Source organism: Olivibacter sp. XZL3, from assembly GCF_004368405.1.
In the GTDB taxonomy this organism is placed as follows: domain Bacteria; phylum Bacteroidota; class Bacteroidia; order Sphingobacteriales; family Sphingobacteriaceae; genus Olivibacter.
In genome coordinates this window covers 1-20,044 of sequence record NZ_SBJH01000117.1, presented here as the reverse complement: position 1 = coordinate 20,044, position 20,044 = coordinate 1, and the positions used below count along the sequence as shown (strand labels likewise).

At 45.9% G+C, this 20,044-nt stretch carries 16 protein-coding genes; all 16 read right to left on the bottom strand.

Annotated elements, in window-relative coordinates; genetic code table 11:
• Positions 1-458 precede the first annotated feature (458 nt).
• The 16 genes from EPX21_RS22115 to EPX21_RS22040 all read right to left on the bottom strand — a co-directional run bounded on the left by EPX21_RS22115 (position 459) and on the right by EPX21_RS22040 (position 19,952).
• Entirely contained in the window at positions 459-680 is a 222-nt protein-coding gene (locus tag EPX21_RS22115; RefSeq protein WP_134092068.1) for a heavy-metal-associated domain-containing protein, read from the bottom strand.
• Between the two features lie 448 nt (positions 681-1,128).
• The gene (locus EPX21_RS22110; RefSeq protein ID WP_134092067.1) at positions 1,129-1,737 is read right to left on the bottom strand and encodes a DUF305 domain-containing protein; all 609 of its coding nucleotides are present in this window, start codon (positions 1,735-1,737) and stop codon (positions 1,129-1,131) included.
• Between the two features lie 199 nt (positions 1,738-1,936).
• Positions 1,937-4,357 (bottom strand): heavy metal translocating P-type ATPase, encoded by a 2,421-nt coding sequence (locus EPX21_RS22105; RefSeq protein ID WP_134092066.1) that lies wholly within the window; start codon positions 4,355-4,357, stop codon positions 1,937-1,939.
• A gap of 89 nt (positions 4,358-4,446) precedes the next feature.
• Positions 4,447-5,232, bottom strand: coding sequence for a phosphatase PAP2 family protein (locus tag EPX21_RS22100; protein WP_134092065.1), 786 nt, complete (start codon positions 5,230-5,232; stop codon positions 4,447-4,449).
• 37 nt (positions 5,233-5,269) lie between these two features.
• On the bottom strand, positions 5,270-5,614 hold the full coding sequence (locus tag EPX21_RS22995; protein WP_206106133.1) for a hypothetical protein: 345 nt from the start codon (positions 5,612-5,614) through the stop codon (positions 5,270-5,272).
• Between the two features lie 237 nt (positions 5,615-5,851).
• Positions 5,852-6,415, bottom strand: coding sequence for an AraC family transcriptional regulator (locus EPX21_RS22090; protein ID WP_134092080.1), 564 nt, complete (start codon positions 6,413-6,415; stop codon positions 5,852-5,854).
• 53 nt (positions 6,416-6,468) lie between these two features.
• Positions 6,469-7,359: a ribose-phosphate pyrophosphokinase gene (locus tag EPX21_RS22085; protein WP_134092063.1), complete on the bottom strand. Its 891-nt coding sequence runs from the start codon at positions 7,357-7,359 to the stop codon at positions 6,469-6,471.
• Positions 7,360-7,441: 82 nt separating this feature from the next.
• Positions 7,442-8,197: an SDR family oxidoreductase gene (locus EPX21_RS22080; protein WP_134092061.1), complete on the bottom strand. Its 756-nt coding sequence runs from the start codon at positions 8,195-8,197 to the stop codon at positions 7,442-7,444.
• A 13-nt stretch (positions 8,198-8,210) separates the two neighbouring features.
• On the bottom strand, positions 8,211-9,716 hold the full coding sequence (locus EPX21_RS22075; RefSeq protein WP_134092059.1) for a thymidine phosphorylase family protein: 1,506 nt from the start codon (positions 9,714-9,716) through the stop codon (positions 8,211-8,213).
• Entirely contained in the window at positions 9,717-11,093 is a 1,377-nt protein-coding gene (locus tag EPX21_RS22070; RefSeq protein WP_134092057.1) for an MBL fold metallo-hydrolase RNA specificity domain-containing protein, read from the bottom strand.
• A 10-nt stretch (positions 11,094-11,103) separates the two neighbouring features.
• Entirely contained in the window at positions 11,104-11,973 is an 870-nt protein-coding gene (locus EPX21_RS22065) for a restriction endonuclease (protein WP_134092055.1), read from the bottom strand.
• Between the two features lie 61 nt (positions 11,974-12,034).
• A complete protein-coding gene (locus EPX21_RS22060; protein WP_134092053.1) occupies positions 12,035-14,734 on the bottom strand; it encodes a cation-transporting P-type ATPase in 2,700 nt (899 codons plus the stop codon).
• A 156-nt stretch (positions 14,735-14,890) separates the two neighbouring features.
• Entirely contained in the window at positions 14,891-16,021 is a 1,131-nt protein-coding gene (locus EPX21_RS22055; RefSeq protein WP_166670853.1) for an efflux RND transporter periplasmic adaptor subunit, read from the bottom strand.
• A gap of 10 nt (positions 16,022-16,031) precedes the next feature.
• Positions 16,032-17,384, bottom strand: a complete 1,353-nt coding sequence (locus EPX21_RS22050; protein WP_134092050.1) for an efflux RND transporter periplasmic adaptor subunit — start codon at positions 17,382-17,384, stop codon at positions 16,032-16,034.
• A gap of 1 nt (position 17,385) precedes the next feature.
• Positions 17,386-18,645, bottom strand: a complete 1,260-nt coding sequence (locus tag EPX21_RS22045) for a TolC family protein (protein ID WP_134092049.1) — start codon at positions 18,643-18,645, stop codon at positions 17,386-17,388.
• Positions 18,646-18,656: 11 nt separating this feature from the next.
• Positions 18,657-19,952 carry an efflux RND transporter permease subunit gene (locus EPX21_RS22040; RefSeq protein ID WP_255502280.1) on the bottom strand — a complete coding sequence of 432 codons (1,296 nt, stop codon included), beginning with the start codon at positions 19,950-19,952 and terminating at the stop codon, positions 18,657-18,659.
• Positions 19,953-20,044: the final 92 nt, after the last annotated feature.

The window sequence follows — 20,044 nt, the reverse complement described above, 5'->3', positions numbered from 1 at the left end:
GTCGATGGGAGTTGGTATGGTTAAAGAAGTTACGGAAGCGCCGCACCTGCAAGAGTTATGTTTACAATTGCCCCCGCAGCCTTTGCCATGCTTGCATTTGTTACAGGATTTATCTTTACAACCTGCCTGGTGTTCTGCTTTGGCGGACTTTTTCTTGGAACAGGCAGCCTTCTCAGCCGTTGTTGCATTTTTGGGACAGGCATAACTTAGATTGGGCATCAGAAAGAAACCCAAACACAACAGTGTTAAAATGCCTATATGTATCCTCAAATTTTTCAACGCCACAAAGTTACAAAGAAGATTCGTTTTTTTTACCGTTTTACATCTTTTTGTTATACAAACCAAAAAAATTACTTACCCTGCTGATTGTCTTTCTTTAATACGGAAAAAATGCCCTTACCTGAAAACCTAATATTTTGACAATCAGTGGTAGAATGGGCATTTTCCCCTTTTTATGCTTAGGCATTCAACGGCTCTATTTTGAAGCCTGCCTTTTGTACCGTCGATATCACTTCCTGCTCTGTAATGCCCTCTGACTTCACAGTAAGTACTTTGTCCTTATTGGCTGTGTCCACTTCCCAATGGCAGATGCCCTCTGCATTATCCAAATGAGGCTTTACTGATGCGATACAACCGCCACAATTGATGTTTGTCTTGAATTGAAATTCTTTATTTTCCATTGCTTAAAAATTTTATAGTTATCTGATACTGCAAATTTCTATAAAATGCTGCATGGCTGTATTACGTAATTTCGGGTTTAATTTATAAGATTTACGGATTACTGTCCCCTCTTAACCGCAAGCTATAGCGTTCTATTGCTACGCCTGGATTCATTAGAGGTTTTTTTACGTGGTTAACGGATGTATTCCGTTACCGGAAAGCTGATTACATGGTAAAGAAATGCCTAAAGCAGGGTTTGCTTAATAGAGACTACCGTTTGCCTGAAAACCTTATGGCTTACGGGATCTTGGCAAGCTTAGAAGAAATGAAGGTATCTGCTAACATCCGTGGCGATGTTAATGCCTTTGTCTTTTGAGTACTTACATGCTGTCTCAATTCGGTGTTGTTATTATGCACCTTGATAAAGGTTTCCTTTTAGTGACAGTGTTTTTATCAATAATGTAGCTATCAACGTTTGTTTGATTTTATCCAATTGCTTAACTCTTGAATTTCTTTTGTCTGGTCCTCAATCATCATCTGTGCCATTGATTTTAATTGCGCGTTATTGCCAAACATAATGTAGGCTTCTGCGTCTTCAATGGCACTGTTGTGATGTAGAATCAACAGCGTAGCATAGTCATTGTCAAGATCACCGGTTATAAGCTGAACGTCTGCCATCTGATCCATTTTCTTCATATGGGCGATGTGCTCGGCTGAATGGGCCGGTACAGCGTTGTTTACTGACTGTGTGGTTAAGAAATCTTTCAATTCCTGTATTTCCAGGGTTTGTGCACTAATTACCTTTTGGGAAAACCGTTTTAAAGAATCATTCTGTCCTTCCTGGCTTTGAACGGTACTCATGTTTATTGCTCCTTCATGGTGCATAATCATCATTTTCGCGAAGTCGATCTCGGGATCGTCGGTCATAGGCATAGCTTCCATCCGGCTCATCATGGCGTGCAAACTATCCATCATGCGGTTTTCGTCATGGCTTTGCAGGCGCAGTTCATCACTATTTTTGTTGCAGGCAGCAAGAATGAATATTATCAATGCGGCAATGGGCATAATTTTTTTCATAACATAGATTTTAGTAAAGAGGGTAAAAACTGTGCCATTAGCCAGCTTAACGCTCTCTTTAGTTTAATTACGTCTCCTGCGTTGATAATGGGCAAACAAGTCCCTGCCTTTTTAAAAGTTGGACCCAAATATCCCCAATGCCAGTAGATTTATATGCACATTGTATGTTTTTATGGACGGTCTAATATGCGTTTTATCCTTACCTATTTTTCCATTTCAGTAGCAGGCTATTGCTGACGACACTTACGCTGCTGAGTGCCATTGCCGCCCCTGCAATCATGGGGTTAAGCAGGAAGCCATTCACAGGATAAAGGATACCTGCGGCTATCGGAATGCCAATTACATTGTAAATAAACGCCCAAAACAGGTTTTGTTTGATAGTGGCTACTGTCTGTTTTGACAAACGTATTGCCTGTGGTATCTTGGTAAGGTCTGAGGAGATGATGGTCATCTTGGCAACATCCATTGCTATATCGCTGCCTTTGCCCATTGCGATACTTACATCGGCTGTTGCCAAAGCGGTGCTGTCATTAATGCCATCGCCTACCATCGCCACTGTTTTACCCTGCTGTTGCAGTTCTTTTACAAAATCGGCTTTGTGCTGTGGCAATACCTCGGCCTTGTAATGCCTGATGCCTGTCTGCTCTGCAATGGATTTTGCGGTAGCTTCATTATCCCCGGTCAGCATATACAGGTCAATGCCCATATCCTGCATTTCTTTGATGGCCTGTACTGATGTGTCTTTAATCTTATCGGCTATGGCAATTACAGCAAGAGCTTGTTTGCTGTTTGCAAACCAGATAACGGTTTTGGACTGTTTGCCCCATTCTTCGGCTTTGTCTTGTAATTCGCCAGCAATGACAATCTTGTTTTCTGCCAACAGCTTTTTATTACCTACAAAATAGGTTTCGCCGTTGTGATTGGCTTTTGCCCCTTTACCCGTAATACTGTCGAACAGGGATAAAGAGGTAGCCCGTACCCCTTCAAAGTGTTTTGCCACTGCTTCTGCCAATGGATGCTCCGATTGCTTTTCAATGCTCAACAGCACATTTTGGGAAGCATCGTCATTATTCAGCCATTGGATGCCGGTCACCTGTGGTTTTCCTTCGGTAATAGTTCCAGTTTTATCCAGTACGATGGCATTTATTTTCTTGGCCAGTTCGAGGCTTTCCGCATCTTTAATGAGGATACCCTTTTCTGCTCCTTTGCCAACACCTACCATGATAGCCGTAGGCGTGGCCAGTCCCAATGCACAGGGACAGGCAATGACGAGTACGGTGACGGCTGCCAGTAATCCCTGTACGATCCCGTTATCGCCACCCAGCACCAGCCATAGCAAAAAGGCCAGTAGGGCAATGCCCATGACAACCGGAACAAATATGCCCGCAATTTTATCTACCAATTTTTGAACAGGCGCTTTGCTTCCCTGTGCATCCTGCACCATTTTGATGATGTGGGCAAGCATCGTCTCTTTACCTACTTTCACTGCTTTAAACTGGAAGCTGCCTTTTTGGTTGATCGTTCCTGCAAACACTTTTTCGTTTTCATTTTTAAGTACCGGGACCGGCTCGCCGCTTAACATGCTTTCATCCACATACGAACTGCCGGATGTTACCATACCGTCTACAGCAATTTTTTCACCGGGCTTTACCAGTATCACATCACCCGCGTTTACCTCTTCAATGGCGGTCTGCTTTTCTGACCCGTCGGCCTGGATTACCATTACGGTTTTAGGTTGTAAACCCATCAGTTTTTTAATGGCCGATGATGTATTTCCTTTGGCCTTTTCTTCCAGCAATTTCCCTAACAGGATAAATGCTATGATTACGGCTGCGGCTTCAAAATATACGTGCGCATGCAATCCTCTCTGATGCCAAAAGTCAGCAAACAGCATATTGAATACGCTGAAGATATAGGCGATCCCCGTACTTAACGCGACGAGCGTGTCCATATTGGCGGAACGGTGTCTGGCCTGCTTCCAGGCATTGATAAAGAAATCCCTGCCCAGCCATGCCACAACAGGCGTAGCGAATGCCCACATGATCTGGTTGGCATAAGGTATATCCATGAAGAACATCCCGATCACTACAACAGGTAAAGACAGGATGATTGCCCATACGGTTTTAGTCTTCAGCTTGCTGAAGTTTTGGGCGTGGATCGCTTCCAATGTTTCCTGCTGCCTGGTTTCATCTTCAATCAATAAATCGTAACCTACGGATTGTATTGCTTTTTGCAACTTTGAAGCGCTGGTCATATTCGGGAGATATTCTACGGTAAGATTCCCGGTTGCAAAGTTGACGGATGCACTGACCACGCCGGGTTGGTATTTTACGATACTTTCAGCACTTCCTGCACAGGATGCACAGGTCATGCCCAGGACAGGAAAAGCGCCTTTAGCAGTGGTAATGTTATACCCGAGATCCTTTATTGCCTTCACCGCTTCGGGTATTGCCTCATGGTCATTTACCGTTATGGCGGCCCTGCGGTTGTTCAGCTCTACTTTATGGGTGGTGATCCCCTTGACTTGTGCCAGCCCCTTGTCAACGATGGATGCGCAATGGTCACTCTCTACGTTTTCCAAAGGCAGATAGATGATTTCTTTATTATTATCTGTCGCCATATTTTGCTGCTTTATTGAATAATGCAAATTTGACCATAATGCCAGTGGCTACTATTACGAAATTTTGGAATTGATTTATAAAATTTTGATTAAAAATTCTTAACTACCCCAATCCCAAAACTTTTGTTTTGATAAACAGGCATGAGCATTGTAGAGGTGATTTCCCTTTTCCTGCTGAACAAAGAATTAATTTTTGGGTAAAGCCGGTAAGACAACTCCGTTGACAATATGCCGAAACCAGCTCCAGCCACTATGTCCCCGATAAAATGTTTGTTGTTGATAGCCCTGTAAACTCCGGTAAATATTGCAAAAGCATATCCAGAAAGGCTTAACCATAGGTTTTTGTCCATGTATTCCCTAAACATAAAATGAGCTGAAGAAAAAGCCGTAGCCGTGTGTCCTGAAGGAAAAGACATATTATTAGAACTATCTGGTCGCTCCTCTTTTATAATATGTTTCAAAGGCAGAACAAAAGCACCTGATATTAATTGAGATGTAGCATAAATGATGGTTCTGTCCTTAAAATTATGTTTTGTTTTGATACCGGCAGCATCTAAACCATACACCAGAATTACGGGAATATATTGCGTATAATTATCCCAGTTTTTACGTTTAGGACGGTCTTCCAATATTTCATCCCGAGTGGAGGCATTGAGGTCCTTTAGTGCGTCTATTTTCAGACCGGCTATGCCATAACCAATAAAAACGGCTGGAACTATCAGGTTTTTATAATTAAGTGAATACCCGTTCCGCTTAATATTTACCTGATTTTCCCGTTTTGAAGCGATTACTGAATCAGGATCATTTTGTGCGAATAAACTGCCTGCTATGATAGCAGGCAGTAAGAGGCCAATAAATTTTTCATAAAAGAACATAGAATTTTATTAATGTTATTAAATGTTTTAACCGGTTTTATATCCTGCTATTTGCAGGTTCAGGTCTTTGAACTTTTTCAGGACATTCCTGCCATAGTTTGTGAAATAATGATGTTTGGTAAGTAGAGTGCAGTTCACTGTTTTCCATTCCTCGTCTGTATAACTCAAATTCGGTGATACAGGTGAGCACAAATTCGAGAGAAGATCCTTTAAAATCATTTCCGAATTTCTTGTTTTTAATATCATCCACTATCTGCTGTACGCCTCTGCGGATGGAGCGGAATGCTTTCAAACGTTCTTCGTTATTAGTAAACCAGGTATTATAAACTGATTCCCTGTCAGCTTTATACTGTTGGATGATTGAATGAAGATGGCTATTCATCTTTGATGGCTTTAATGAGTTTTACGGTACCGAACAGGGCATTAAAATAGCGTGTTTCTTACACATTTTTACATCCAGCTTTTTAGATATAGCCAGGTAACAGATCCTGCAAAACAATCCTTTGATTGGCGGTGGAGATAGGAGAAAAACAAGGGAAGAAACACCAGTCCATCTTTGCTTTTGTCATTTTGCGGAAGGCCGCTACTTCGTAACACCAATTTGTTTTACCCTATAAAATTAGACTTTATCCAACGGTTTCCGCTTTTCTTCCCTGATTTGTCTGAAATGGCTTGGCGTAAGACCGGTAACTTTTTTGAATTGGTTGCTCAGATAGGCAACACTGGAGTAATTCATACGCAAAGCAATTTCACTTAATGAAAGCTCGTCGTACACCAGTAATTCTTTAACCTTCTCAATTTTTTGAGCGATAAAGTATTTTTCAATAGTGATACCTTCCACTTCCGAAAACAGATTGGACAGGTAATTGTAATCATGATGCAACGCTTTGCTTAATAAATCGGATAAATTGGTTTTTTCATCATGGTGGCTATGATGTACCATGTTTATGATCACCGTTTTTATTTTTTCAATGATGCGTCCCTTCTTACTGTCTATAGGTTCAAACCCCAGGTCAAGCAAAGCTTGATCAAGCTGCTCCTTTTGATCGGCCGTAAGTTCCTTTTCAAGGGTCACTTCTCCCAACGTGATTTTTTGGGCATTTATGCCAATTTTCTTTAACTCACCGGCTACGACCAGTACACAGCGGTCGCAAACCATGTTCTTGATAAATAAGGTAACCATACTAAAGGGTTCATTTACAGACATTGAATTTGTTACTATTATCCTTGCCAAAGTTACGAAAGGAAAATCTTGTTTAGGGAAGCAGCCATTAGTGCTGTTACATCCAGTGCATTGGAGGCATGCGCAATAGTATTACAGGTAATAATGCTGTCTACTCCGGCATTTTGGAGTTCCTGGTAAGCGTTACCGGCAAAAACGGCATGTACACCAATACAGACCGGCGGCTTCATTCCTGCTTTTTTCAGGTGATTCACCGTTTCTATCATGGTACGTGCAGTGGAAATGATATCATCCACCAATACCGGGGTGTGATCCTTGTATTTTTCAACCTGCGGAACGGTTACATTTACTTCCGTATCCCCCTTTCTTACTTTTTCCAGCACTATGTAAGGAGCATTGGCATCTTTAGCTACCTGCGAAACCCATTGCTCGCTTTCACTATCAGGCCCTATCAACAGGGGATTGCCGATATGATCGCGGATATAATCCGAAATAAGAGTTGATGCGTGCAGTACCATGCAGGGAACCGAATAAATTTCGGCCATTGAAGATCTCCGGTGTAAATGCGGATCAATCGTAAAAAGTCTTTCTGCAAAACCGGAAATCAGTTTGGCAAAATATGCAGAGGTTATTCCCTCCCCTGGATGGAAGACCTTATCCTGTCGCATGTAGGCAAGATACGGGGCTACAATACAGGTGCATTTTGCGCCCAGCGATTTTAGCGTATGAGAAAGAAAATATAATGGCAGCAATTTGCCATCAGGGTGATCAAGCGTACAGACCAAGATCACCTCCCTGCCACTTACGTCGGTCAATACGCGGACGTATGTTTCGCCGTCAGGGAAATTGCGTATGGTGGTTTCCCCGGTATCAGCTTCTAAAGCTGTAGCAAGTTGCTGTGCAAACGTTTCGTTTCCCGGTAGGGCAAATACAATGGGTTTCATTGACTCAATAGTTTTAAAAAAATAAAGATCATTTTCTATAACAGTATGCTGTGCTGGTCAACAGTTCAGGTTAACCGCTGTGTTACTGAGCGCCCCAACCACCATCAACGGTCATAGCGTTGCCGGTCACAAAGGAAGCGGCATCAGCACACAGCCAGATAGCGGCCTCGGCCACTTCTTCCGGCTGTCCCATTCTGCCTATCGGTTCCATGCTTTCAAACTGCTTCACGGTTTCCTGATCCGCTCCGGTAAAACGGTCGATCATCGGGGTTTGAATAACTCCCGGACAAACTGCATTTACCCGGATACCTGATTTGGCATATTCCAGCGCAGCAGTCCTGGTCAGACCGAGTACGCCGTGTTTACTTGCCACGTAAGCGGGAGATCCGGGGAATCCACCCAAACCGGCGATGGAAGCATTGTTCACGATAGCGCCTTTTCCCTGCTTCAGCATTTCCTGTATCTCATATTTCATGCAAAGCCAGACACCTTTCAGGTTGATCCCGATGGTTTTTTCCCAGTTCTCTTCCGTGCATTCATGGGTGATGGCATTAACCCCTTCAATACCGGCATTGTTGAAAGCGTAATCCAGGCGGCCAAAGGCTTTAATTGTTGTAGCCACCATTTCCCTGACCTCTTCGGTGCTGGATACGTCGCATTTTACAAACAGGGCTTCACCTCCTAAAGCCTGAATAAGATGGAGTGTTTCAGTATCTTCCACCCAGTCGGCAATAACTACTTTGGCTCCCCGTTTGGCAAAACCTATGGCGGCTGACCTGCCAATGCCAAAGCTTCCCCCGGTCACTATGGCTACTTTATCTTTAAATGTTGTTTCCATTGTTTTGATTTTTTTATTCGATAGTAATGATGTTATCCGTTTTCAAATAAGTAAGGGCGTACTCCAGTTCTCCTTTTGTATGGGCGTACAGGGTAAACAGCGTGTCGCCCACGCTCACCTTTTTGCCGAGGGGCGCATTGAACAGGATGCCGGCTGAGGCCGACTGCGGCGCTCCTGCCAGCTTCGCTACCCGCGCCAGTTTACGATTGTCTATTGCGGCAACAACGCCCTCCTTGTCCGCGCAGACTTCAAAATGGTAGGGTGCAAATGCAGGTTCCCTGAAACCGCCCTGACTTTGACAAATGGCCTGGAATTTTGCCCAGGCACTTCCGGTTTCAAGAATGCTTCTGGCCATATTGTTACCGGTTCCAGGTGCATATTTGCCCGATAATTCCAGGAGCGCACCTGCAAGCGTAATAGCCCTTTCCTTCAAATCCGTTGGAGCCGTTTTCTCGTTGCGCAAAACAGCCAGCACATCCATTGCCTCCAATGCAGGACCAATACCTCTTCCTACCGGCTGTTGTCCATCGGTGATAATGACCTGTAATTGCAGGCCAATGGCCTGTGCCACCGATTCAAAATCATGTTGCAGTTGGAGGGCGATTTCATGCGTGCGTACTTTGGCTGTTTTACCTACCGGGAGATCTATGACCACATGCGTGGCACCGGCTGCCGATTTTTTTGACAGTACGGAGGCAATCATCTGCCCCTGGCTGTCTACGTCCAGCGATTTCTCCACTGAAATCAATATGTCATCTGCGGGGCTTAGCTTTACAGCACCGCCCCACACAATACAGCCATTTTCTTTTTCAACGACTTTTTTGATCTCATCCATATCCAGATCAACCGGTGCTATCACTTCCATCGTGTCGGCAGTTCCTGCGGGGGAAGTAATGGCCCTTGATGAGGTTTTTGGAATCGTCAGCCCGGCTGCGGCAACAATGCTGACAACAATAGGTGTGGTACGGTTACCGGGCAGTCCGCCCACGCAGTGCTTGTCCAGTACCACGGATTTTTCCCAGGAGATGCTTTGTCCTGCATTGATCATGGCCTTTGTAAGCCCGATGATCTCAGGTACTGAAAGGTTGTCGTCAGAACAGGCTGAAATAAACGCAGCCAGTTCAATGTTAGAATATTTCCCTGCAACGATATCCTTCATGATCTCATTGAACTGTTGCTCCGTCAGTTGATCGTGATACATTTTTGCCCGTACATAGCTCAGGGAATTGATGTTCTCCAGGTGGGAGAACGTGAGGCAGTCCCCATCAACAACGTCCAGCCTTTTCATGGCTTCCATTGACAATGCCGCCTCATCCACGGCAAGCAGATCTGAGTGAACCACGTTGAGGGTTGCTACAATGGTTTTTTCATGGTGGTGTATCACTATGCGGGTGAGTGCTGTAAAGCCTTCTGATTGGCATATGTGGCAATCAGCACGCATGTAGACAATGTTCTCCCGGTACGTATCAATACCGATAGATTTAACCCTTAACGTGTTGTAGGAATGATGATGTTCCATTTATTCATTGATTGTTATGGTGTCATTTAATGCGGGTATTTCGCACGCCCATCCGTAAACCTCTTTCACTTTATCCCTGAGCGCCTTTGCAGATGTCGGCTCTCCATGTACGATAAATATCTTGTCCGGCTGTTGCTTCAGCTCTTGCAGCCACTCAATGAGTTCCTGCTGATCAGCATGGCCGGATAAGCCTTCGATGTTTTCTATGGCGGCGCGGACCGCAAAATATTTACCATACAACTTAACTTCCTTTGCACCCTCCAGTAAAGCGCGGCCCCGTGTTCCCTCTGCCTGGTAGCCCACCAGCAGTACCGTGGCATTCGCATCGCCCAGGTACTTTGCAAAGTAGCTCAATACCCGTCCGCCGGTTGCCATACCACTTCCTGCGATCACGATTTTCGGATGCTTGCTGTTTATCAGTGCAGTTGTTTCCTCCAGCGTTGTTATACGCCGGATCGTATCGCACATTTGCGAACATTCTTCGACAGACAGCTTATGCCAGGAACCATTTTTGTGAAATACCTCCAGTACATTTTTGCCCATCGGGCTATCCATGTAAATCGGTATATCGGGCAATCTTCCTTTTTGTTTCAACTGCCAGAACAGGTACATCAGCAACTGTGTGCGCTCAACAGCAAAACTTGGTATGACGATGGTGCCTTTTTTTAATGCAGCCCGAATGATAATGCGTTCTAAAATATCCATTGCCGGTTCCTTCGGGTGGAGCCGGTCACCATAGGTCGATTCGATAAACAGGATATCCGCCTTCTCAGGTTTTTCCGGAGGGAAAAGCAGCGGATCTTGTTTGCGGCCGATATCCCCTGAAAACACAATCGTTTTCTCCCCGATCCGCAGCTCGATAAAGGTTGCTCCCAGGATATGTCCGTTATACCTGAACCTGTAACTGATCTGCTCGCCAAACGGCACCCACTGGTTCAATGGCGCGGTCTGAAAAAGCGGCAGTGTACGGTCCACATCCTGCAGCCCGTAAAGCGGAACAGCGGGGCTATGCTTAGTATATTTATGCTTATTAGCCCGCAAGGCATCCTCTTCCTGGATTTTTGCGCTGTCCTTTAAAATAATTTCCGCAATCTGGAGTGTAGGGGCCGTAGCGATGATCTTACCTGAAAAGCCTTCCTTTACAAGACGCGGGAGGAAACCGGTATGATCTAAATGCCCATGCGTCAGTAAAACGATATCAATGTCTTTAGCAGGAAAAGAGAGCGGTTGCCAGTTAAGCAGCCGGAGTTCCTTTAGTCCCTGGAACATCCCGCAATCCACCAGGATGTTTTTGCCATAAGCGGAAACAAGGTGCCTGGAGCCGGTTACTGTTTGCGCAGCACCTAAAAATTGTATTTTTAAACCTGATTTTTCCATATCTGTTGTATTAGTATCTATATGATTTTTCAAGCGCTTGACACAGTGCAGTGCATTCTTCCAATACCTTTTGCAACCTGGGTGGTCTTACGCCGATGCTTTCCAAAATACCCTCACCATGATGCAGGGCCTTGCATAAAACAATCTTCCTGTTGAGCAGCGCTTGCTTTTCCTTTCCGGTGAGCGTGGTAAGACTTGTTACGGGATGGAGTCCAGACAGGTTGATCCAGTCTTTTATGCCGTTATTTTTAGGATAATCCCAACTGACCAGGTTCATGTTCATACACCTGCCATACTGTGCGGCATCGTCTGAGAAACGGGTGTTGGTAACCACCCAGCCCTGATGGATCTTCTTGTCATGCCCGTCGATCTGTTTCCATTGGCGCTCCACATCCAGGAACCGGGATTGTATGTACAGGGGAATCTTGACATCGCATATATAACCCTGTTGATTATGAAACTTGCACTCGATCATAAAGTGCTGGTCATCCTTTTCAGCTATAACATCTATTTCGTGCTTCACACAATGCCCCTGTATGGTTACGCCAACTTCAGTCTTGTAACCTTTGTAAGTCAGTAATTCTGCTACGAACTGCTCAAAGGGGAAACCCGAAGGGCCTAATTCCATCAGGGCACGCTTCAGTTTATACCTTGCAGCCATTGGACGCGACCTGTCTTTCAATAACCGGAAAGCTTTTCTGTAGATTTCCTTAGTAGACATGTTATCTACCAGCCTGTTCACAATTTCATTGGCAATATCCTCAGCCTGCTGGCTGCTGGCTCCTGAGCGGAGCAGCGACTGTTTCAGTTTGTTCTTATTGAAGGGCACCCTGATACCCGATGCCTTTGTAACATTTATATTTCTGTTGTTATCCCGCATGTGCTATTGAGTTTTTGCTGTTGTCTTTAAGGTTGCTTACAACTTGTTATCCGTTTACAGCTCATATAATCCAGCGGCTTCTTTTTAAAGCCTGGTTGATAATGAGTGAAAGGAAGGAGAACACAATGACGATTGACCAATCCTGCCATCCGTAAATTGAAACTTCAAGGACTTTTCTCAACGGAACAACGAAGTAAGAGAGCAACGCTATAACTATACATCCCAGCACTGCATACCATACATACCTGTTGCGGAACACTTCTGATTTATAAAATGCAACGCCCTTTTCAAATGACATATTAAAGACGTGGAGTATCTGCGAAAAAATAAGGGTGTAGAAAAGCATATTGTTACACAGCTCACCGTTCCATCCTTCCTGCTTGTGCAGCCACTCGTGACTGGTAAGTACCGCACCGATGGTGGTAATGGAGATCACCGTAGAATAGGCAAAAATGGCTGTCCATCTTTTTTTATCAATGATCAGTGTACCGGCCGAATAAGGTTTTCGCTGCATGATATGCGCAGGCGCTTCGGTAACACCGAGGGCAAGCGCTGGCAATACATCTGTTACAAGATTGATGAAAAGTATCTGGAGCGGAAAAAGCTGAAAATGCAAATTCAGAATGGATGCAGTGGCAATGATCAGCAGTTCACTGAGATTACAGGACAGCAGGTAGATCACAAATTTCCTGATATTATCGAAAATTACCCGCCCCTGTTTGATGGCCAGGACGATGGATGAGAAGGCATCATCTTTCAGGACCATATCTGCTACGTCCTGCGCCACCTGGGTACCCCTTTGTCCCATTGCAATACCGATATCTGCCTTCTTCAGGGCCGGAGCGTCATTCACGCCGTCGCCGGTCATCCCTACTACCATTTTATTGGCCTGGAACAGGGTCACCAGGTCCAGCTTGTGTTCCGGAGATACACGCGCAAATACGGGGGATTGCAGCCACTTTTGCTTGTCCTCCGGCGTCAGTTGATCGTAGGGCATCATGCTGTTTCCGTGAACTACCTCATCGCTTTCTTCTGCCAGCCCTAATTGCATGGCAATGTTTTTAGCGGTGGCCGGGTGGTCTCCGGTGATCATCACCACTTTTATGCCTGCGGATCGGCATTCCTGAATGGCCGCACGTACCTCGGGGCGGGGCGGATCTAAAAAGCCGACCACGCCTACCAATGTAAGATGATGCAAGAAATCTTCTTCTTCCGCATCAGCGCTTCTAAAAGCAAAAGCCAGCATTCTTAACCCGGATTGCGCATGCTTTTCGGCATTGGATAGCCATGTTGTTTTTCTTTCTTCAGTCAGTGCAACAACATCGCTTCCTTCCAGTACGGATGAACAGCAGGATAATAGTTCTTCCACTGCTCCTTTTGCGGCTACATAATAGTCACTGTCTTTGTGGTGAAGGGTAGCCATGATCTTCGTATCGGAAGAAAAAGGCACTTCATTTATTTTTGAAAAAGTTCGCTGGTATTCATCCGGTTTAACGGGTGAACAATAGACCATTTTGAGTAGTCCCACTTCCAGCGGGTCACCCGATTCTTTGGCCGAGGTAGCATCATACTGATAGGTTGCGGTGTTACACAGGGCGGCAATCTGGTGCAAATGCGCATAGGCCGGGTAATGGGGCAACTGATCATTATCCTTAAAGCGTATCACACAGCCTGCAACGTCCACTTCTATGCGGGAGCTGCCCTCCTTAAATTCAATGTAGGCCGCTTCAATTTTGTTCTGTGTAAGTGTCCCGGTTTTATCGGTGCAGATCACGTTGGTACCACCCAGGGTTTCCACCGATGACAGCTTCTTTACGATGACCTGGTGCCTGGCCATCCGTAACATGCCGAATGCCAGCGCTAACGTGGAAACAATGGGCAGCCCTTCAGGAATTGCGGCGACAGCAAGGGCAATGGAGGTTTCCAGCATCTGTACAAAATCCTTCCCGTTTAATATCCCGGCAGTAAATATGGCAACCAAAAGCCCCACGGTGATCCATAGCAGGTTCTTGCTGAGCTTCTGTATTTTCTTTTCAAGCGGTGTAGCCGATTGCTGCGCCTGTTGCACCATGCGGGCAACGGTTCCCAATTCGGTGGCCATGCCGGTGCGCACCACAACGGCAAAACCATTTCCTTTTGTTACAAAAGTGCCTTTGTACAACATATTGTCCCGTTCGGCCAGGGGAACTGTTTCCAGCAATTGGCCGGTCTGTTTTTCCACCGGCAAGGACTCGCCGGTAAGTGCGGATTCATCCGATTGTAACTGAGCCGAACTGATCAGCCTGGCATCTGCTGTAACCATGTCTCCGCCTTCCACAAATAAAATATCACCCGGTACCAGCTCCTCGGAAGATATTGCACCAAGCGTCCCATCTCGCAGCACGCGGGCCGGTACGGTGGTTAGTTTTTTCAAGGCTTCCATTGATCGTTCCGCCTGAAACTCCATCAAAAATCCGATGACGGCATTGATCACAATCACGGCGATGATGGCAATACCATCGAGCCATTCCTGGAAGAAAAACGACAGCCCTGCAGCAATGGCCAATAACAGCACAAACGGGCTGATAAACTGGTTGACCAGGATCATGAGCGGGCTTACTTTTTTCCCCGATTCAATCCTGTTGTACCCCGCAATGGAAAGCCTGCGTTCGGCTTCCGCCGCAGTAAGCCCGGCTTCCTGCGAGGTATCCAGTTCATTCAGGATGGTTGAGCGGTCAACTGACCAGGGTTTGCTCACCTTATTAAATTCTTGTAGTAACATATCTTATTTATTAAGTCAAAGCAGTATTACTGACGTGCTCGGTTTTAGTGACTGTTTACAAATTATCCGCACCTGTCTGTCACAAGTTTTCTTTGGCAATGAAGTCCAGGGCTGACGCAATACTTTCCTTCTGTTGTTGGCGATTTGGAGACGCTGTTACATCTTCATTCCCTCCATGCCGGTGCCCTTTTTCAGCACCAATGCGCTGTTTAACAGGTAAGCGCCACTGGTTACCACCAGTTCGCCCTCCTTGAGGCCACCGGTCACCTCCACTTCCTTTTTATTCTGAATGCCTAATTGAATGACCCGGTTTTCATACATCCCATCGCCTTTTTTCACCCAAGCGGTTACCATGTTGCCGACCAGGATGGAAGACTTGGGAATGACCATCGTATATTTTTGATTCCGTTTAATATTGACGTATGCCATCATACCCGGTTTTAGCGAAGCGCTTTTGTTACCGATCAGAAATCTTACAAGGCTGATCTTTTGATCTGGTTCCACGGAAGGATTATCGAACACCGGTGTAACGGAAAATACCTGATTGGGATAGGCATCAAAATCCGCAGTAATAATGGGCTGTTCCGTTAACCACCTGAGTTCACCGGTGTACATCTGGGCTTCGATCCATAATTGTGACAGGTCTGCCAACCGGAAAAGCGGGGTTCCGATCTCCACATACTGACCCTCGCTTACAGAAAGGTCAACCAGCGTGCCCCCGACAGGGCTATGGATGGTAATCAAAGGGGAGGCTTCGCCGCTTTGTTCGATCTGTGTGATTTGCTCCCTCGATAATCCCCACAACAGTAATTTTTTTCTCGCCGCTTCCACCAGTTGCGCCATTACCTGCTTCATATCGGCGAGTTGCACCTCCTGCCGCAGTACATTGAGCAGTTCATTTTCATCAGACAATAACTCTTCACTATAGATGGCATATAAGGGCATGCCCTTGTTGATGTTTTCCTGCGGATTGCGGACAAATAATTTTTCGAGCCTTCCCCTGATGCGTGATGTAATAACACTTACGTTACGTTCGTCAATGCTGGTAGTGCCTACCAGCGTGGTATATTCCGAAATAGCCTGCCTCTTTACCGTGTCCACCGTAATGTTGGCATACTGTTCGTCCCGTTTTGAAAGCGTCACCATCTCCATTTTTTCCGGTGCCGGTGCGTCCGCGCCATGTTGGCTATGTTCCGGCTTTTGTGCATCCCCATCCTTTCCGGTGCATGAAGCAATGGAAACAATGAGCGGTAGCGCAGTAATGATCATCCATATTTTCTTGTTCATACCTACAGCATTAATATTTGATAATTGTTTCCCCGTCTGCGAGGTAAGCAGCATCCCTGGCTATCCATTCTCCTTTTTGCAGTCCTTGCAGTATTTCGACCCGTTCGTTATCCCGGTGACCGATCCGTACCACCCTTGACTGGAAGATGTTGCTTCCGTCCTTTGTGACACCCGCCCGCACCCACACAATGGCTACCTTTCCAAGATAAAAGACACTGCCTGCCGGAACCGTAAGGGAACTGGCAGTTACGGATGCCGTGGCTGTGATCAGGGAATTTTGTTTAAGTATCCCCGAGGTATTGGGTAAATACACCCTTGCCTGGCTGAATTTTTGCCCGCCCTGATACACCAGCTCCAGGAATTGAACATTGGTTGTAAAGCTCTTTTCCGGCATCAGTTCGCTGGTAATGGACAGCGGTTGGCCTTTGCGGATATATTTTTCATTCTCTTTGGTAAATGCCACTATGCCCCATGCTTCCCTGAAATCATTGATCCAAAAAAGGGTTTGGTCTTTACTCACGTACATCCCTTCACGAATGCTATTATCGCTTAACCGCGTAGCCGGACTTACCGCCGACGAACCAGTACTGCCGGCCATTCCACCACCCATTCCTGCGTCATTACCTGCGCCCCCGGCCATAGCTGACGGTGCCGATGGGTCAAAAAGCACAAATCCTTCAAAAGGGCTGTAAATAGCTATGGTATAAGGCGCTTCCCCTGATTTTTCAATCTGTTTTACCTGGCTGGAGGTAAGCCCGAGCAATAAGAGCTTTTGCCTGGCCCTGCCCGCGAGAATACTGTCGCCGGAAGACTTTTGCAGGTAAAGCAATTCTTCGATATAAGTGCTTATGTCGGGGCTGTAGAGTTCCAGTATCTTTTCGCCTTTGCGCACATACTGGTAATTGTATTTTACATACAGCCTTTCAATCCTGCCGCCAACGCGAACGGGTACTTTCCGGTTGCGCCTGTAGTCAAAGTCAATATACCCGTTACCGTGAACCGTAAAACTCGCCGGTTGGTCAAGCGGTTCTATTGCCTGTTGGGTAGAGATCACGGTTCGGTTGGTGGGCAGGGTATTCCAGTACGTTTCATCCGCTATCGTATCAGTGGACGCCTGTTCACCGGGCATATCCATACCGGCCATACTGCCATGCGCAGCATGGGCGTTGCTGCTATCCTTTACCCCGCTCATTTTCATGCCGCTGCTGTCCTTCATAGTGGCATGATCTGCGCCGCCGGAATGGGCACCGTGATCTGCGCTGCGATTGTTGCAGGCAAGCAACACAAAAGCAAACCCGATGCATATAAAATATACCCGGCTTTTGTGCCCGCTGAAGCTGGTATGTTGATTATGATTACACATGCTATTTTATTTCCCGTTGATATTCGTATTCAGATTGTATCGTAAACACCTGTCCCAATTTATCGGTACGTTCAAGTTCCTTCATGAGCAGCATGTTCCATGCATCCAGCAGTACAAAGAAGTTACCTGTGTTCTGGCGATAGGCCAATAGGTTACTTTCCAGGTTCTTTTTGTAGGAAGGCACTACATTTTTATCATAGTTATCCAATTGCCTGGTCTCATAGAGCAGCATGGTGATCTTTTCCCTTACCATTTGTGTGGCCATGAGCTGCATGGTTGATTTTTCTTTCCGCATGGCATCAATCTCAAACTCCATAGACCGTACATCGGATTTGTACATCTTCGATGACCAGGGCACAATGGGAATGGTCATCATTCCCATGATGGAGAACTGGTTGGGCATGCCGAACATCTGCCCGTGTGATATTTGCACACCGAAGTCGGGCCGGGAGCCGGTAGCGGCCCATTTCTGGTTGAATTTCATAGAACGGATGCGGCTCTCCATAGAAAGAATGTCGTTTCTCAAAAGTGCTGAGGTATCGTTGACCATCAGGTAATCTGCCCGGTAGTCAACAGGCAGCAAGAGCGTGTCAATGGCAAACGGGGCATTCACGTCACGGCTCATCAGGGTATTAAGGCCGATGTTGCTTTCCGCGATCTGCGCCAGGCTCATCGTTTCCATGTTTTCCAGTTCGCTCAGCGCGGCTTCCCCCTTGAATATTGCCGGCAGGTCAGACTGGTTATAGGTGTATTTATCCTTTGCTGTTTGGATCAGTATCTTCAACAGGTCGCGGTATTGTTGAATGGTCCTTAGTTTGTTTTCGGCAATAAACCGCCGGTAGTAATAAAGCCTTGCAGTAAAATGCAGGGTGTTTCGCTGCCACTCAGCATCATTGCGCTGTACATTTTCCAGGGAACCGAGGTAATCTTTTTTTGCATTTAATTTGGCAGCATTGGGGATCATCTGTTGCACGGACACCATCATACCCGCCTGGTTATCGGGCATCATTTCCTTTATCAGGGACAGCCGGTAAGGGAACCGGTCAAAGGCCAGTGACACGGTGGGAGGCATCCATGCTTTTGCACCGTCAACCAGCGAACGAATGGAAGCTATTTTAGCGTCGTAATACTTAAGCTGGGGATAGGAGTTGTCTATAGCGGTAAAGACTTCCTGCATGCTCAGCTTCACGCTGTCTTGTGCCGCAACATTTACAGAAGCGATCAGCAGCAGGAAGATTGTATATAGCTTATTACTTTTCATGAATCCGGGTTTTAGTCTTTGATTTCAAGCACCACCAGTTTGCCATGCTTTTTCAGTTCCCATTCTTTTAAAAGATTATAGATTACCGGTAGTACAATAAGGACAAACAGCGTGGAGGTGATCAGGCCGAATACAAAGGGAATCGCAATTGGCTTCATCACATCACTACCGGTTCCTGTAGCGGTCATTACGGGTATCAGGCCAAGTATATTGGCTAAGACGGTCATGAGCAGTGGCCGCACCCGTTGGGTAGCACCCAGCAGGAAAGTTTCTTTCAGATCATCATCGCTGATGTTTTCAGGGCCGTTCCCTTTAGCTGCTACAAGCTTTTTAATGGAATCATTCAGATAGGCGATCATCAGTACGCCGGTTTCCACGGCAACACCGAACAATGCTATAAAACCCACTGCTACAGCTACCGAGAAATTGACATTATAGTAGTATAGGGAATATACACCGCCCATCAGCGCCACCGGCACGCTGATAAACACAATAGCCACTGCCTTGAATGAATTAAAGGTGACGTAGAGAATGAAGGCGATGATCAGCATTACAATCGGTATGATTACCTTTAACCGCTGCTCTGCTCTTACCTGGTTCTCATACTGGCCGCTCCAGTCTATATAGTAACCCTGGGGAAGTTGTTTGAAGGTTTCTTCTATCCTTTTTTTGGCATCGTTTACCACACTACCCATATCCCTGCCCCGCACATTGAAAAGCACTGTGCCCCTGAGCATGGCATTTTCAGAATTGATCATCGGAGGCCCTTCCGATACTTTTACATCCGCCACGGAAGAAAGTGGCAATACCCCGTACTTCATCGTTTGGATGGGAATGCGTTTGATCTCGTCAATATCATTGCGGTATTCCTGCGCCAGTCTCAGGTTTACACTGAACCTTTCCCGGCCTTCAACGGTAGTGGTGAGGATCATGCCGCCCAACGCACTTTCAATAACCATGTTCACGTCGTCAATATTCAATCCATACCGGGCAGCATCCTTTCTCCTGATCTTAATATCAAGATATTTGCCTCCGGTGAGCTGCTCAACATACAGATCTTCCAAACCCTCAATTCCTTTGAGGGACGCTTCTACCTTACGGCTGATATTATAAATGCTGTCAAGATTGCTTCCATAGATTTTAACGCCCACATCTGTCCGGATACCGGTGGATAACATATTGATGCGATTAATGATCGGTTGTGTCCAGCCGACAACAACACCGGGTATCTGCACTTTTTCATTCATTTCCTTTATCAGTTTCTCTTTGGTCATCCCACTGCGCCATTGACTTTTTGGCTTCAGCACGATGATCGTCTCGATTGTAAATCGTCAGCAAAAAGTGGACACGATATTTTAAAAACTTAAGGAGTGTTTTCATCAAAAACGTTAGATTTAAT